Origin of the sequence: Moorena sp. SIO4G3, from assembly GCF_010692305.1 — a bacterium.
In the GTDB taxonomy this organism is placed as follows: domain Bacteria; phylum Cyanobacteriota; class Cyanobacteriia; order Cyanobacteriales; family Coleofasciculaceae; genus Moorena; species Moorena producens_A.
Map to the genome: position 1 here is coordinate 1 of NZ_JAAHIG010000680.1, position 2149 is coordinate 2149.

At 43.7% G+C, this 2149-nt stretch carries 1 protein-coding gene; it reads right to left on the reverse strand.

Annotated elements, in window-relative coordinates; genetic code table 11:
* Nucleotides 1-78: 78 nt before the first annotated feature.
* On the reverse strand, nt 79-1641 hold the full coding sequence (locus tag F6J99_RS44500) for a reverse transcriptase domain-containing protein (protein ID WP_365975500.1): 1563 nt from the start codon (nt 1639-1641) through the stop codon (nt 79-81).
* Nucleotides 1642-2149 lie beyond the last annotated feature (508 nt).

A 2149-nucleotide genomic window follows, 5' to 3' on the forward strand; every position in this document is an offset into this window, starting at 1 on the left:
TATTACGGTCGATGCCCGGTATTATCCGGGGCACCTCCGCTGCAAATCCGTACGTGAAAGTTTCCCCTCATACGGCTCCTAGGTTTTCGATTGCTTATAGTGGATTAGCTGGTGACAGCTTCTGTGGACTACCTGGAGGTTCTTTGGCTTCCAATTGTCGTGGTTTCCATCTATATGGTGAAGGTGTACAGATTCGTCGCTTATGAATCGGAGTCCACAATATCCACACTTATGGTCTTGCTTTTTAAGGTGTTTTGTTGTTAAACCATCATAGAACTTACTTTTTCGTCTACTCCAATAGACTATATCGCCGTTGTAGGGGGATTTATCTCCTTTTACGACTACATGCCCATTTTCCTTCCAGGAGACCTTAGGGAATGCTTTGTTGATAAGTTCCTTCGACTGATACCTGTTTATCTTTGGTTCACTTCTGAATACGGTTTCCGCTTTTTTGGCTGGGAACCATAATCTATCTCGTGTTCCTTTCATATTGCAGTATCTGTGATAGTTCCTCCACCCACGCACTATAGGGGCCAACAATTCTGCCTTTTTCATAGCACCATACTGAGAGCTATTGATGATGGCTTTGATTTTTTCTCTGAAAGCTTGGAAATTCTCCGTACTTGGAGTAATTTTACACTTTCTGTTTTTTTGTACTAGGAACTTCCATCCTAGAAAATCAAAGCCATCTGTCGTCTTCGTGATTCTGGTTTTTTCTTGACTAATTTCCATCCCTCTACTGGTCAAGAATGTGCTTATCTTTTCTAGTATTTCTTCTGCATTGTCGTTGGGCTTTAGAAAGATTACCATATCGTCTGCGTATCTGACGCTGGGATGTATGGCTTCTATTCCATCAAGTGCAATATTTGCTAACAGTGGGCTTACTACACCACCTTGGGGGGTTCCTTGTTCCGGAAAATCTGGTGAAACTCCTGCCTTTAGGCATCTAAATAACCCTATTGAGATTCCTCTTGGACAGATTACCCTTTCCATTATGGTTTTATGGAATATCCTGTCAAAACACTTTTTGATGTCCAATTCAATCACTCTCTTTCTGTACCCATTGTGGTTAGATTGTAGGTGAGAGAATATATATCTCTGAGCGTCGTGTGCTCCTCTTCCACTGCGAAATCCATAACTTCTTTCGTGGAAGAGGGCTTCGTGCGCTGGCTCTAGTGCAAATTTGACGAGACATTGCCATGCCCTATCTGCTATGGTAGGTATTTTTAAAGTCCTAGTTTTTCCGTTCTTTTTAGGGATAGTCTTTTCCCTTAGTCCATTGTGTTTCCAGTCAAAACCCTTTTGGTTCAAAAGTTCGGTTAGTTCTAGCCTCTGTCGGTAGGATAGAGAAGACTTTCCATCTATTCCTGCCGTTTTCTTACCTTTGTTTAGTTGAGTCACTTGACGTACCGCTAACAACTGAGCAGACCGGGATTTCATTATTAGCCTTTGAAGTGACCTTACCTTACGATAATCCCCAGCTCTCATAGCTTTATACACTCTTTTCTGTAGGCGGAAGAGATTCCGACGGAGTTCTTTCCATCTTTGTCCTTTCCAAAGTTCACTAGCTTTACTGTGTCTAACCATGCTCTTCATCCATTTGTGTATTCTGAAAGACCCGTCACCAGTTTCCGGTGACATCTTACCCGACAGGAGGGATTAAGTTAGGCATTCCTTACTGAGGTTACGACCTTTATCCCCAGACCTCATTGCTGTCGTTTTTACCTGTTCCATGTAGAAGATTGTTCTGATGATTTAGGACGGTTCAATTCGCCTACCACCTCCTCAGAGTTTGCGGTTATTGGACTCATTCATACCGCGAGAATCAGATGGTGTTTTCTTCATTAGTGGTTCCCAGGTTGAAGTTGAGTACTAAGACGCTTTTCTAGAACCTGTTTATCCTTGTCATCTCCCTGTTAGCGCCAGGGTGCCTAACCTGCATCAGCCCTGATTGCGCCCTGTTACCAGCTTCACTCTGTAGGTTGCCGCCTGCTCGGTGTGGTCAAGATAAGGAGTCACTTGTCTCTTCAAGGGGAGGATTTTCACCTCCATCCTCTACATAGTTAAAGTTTTGAAGGTTCATTCCTTCGCCATTCCTGACTCATACCCCGGAGGCGATACCCCGGCTCCTAGTCAGAACAGGCCGCAC

What these genes read in the sequence shown, in the direction of transcription:
- F6J99_RS44500 (WP_365975500.1), bottom strand. Translation starts at nt 1,641, where the DNA reads ATGTCACCGGAAACTGGTGACGGGTCTTTCAGAATACACAAATGGATG.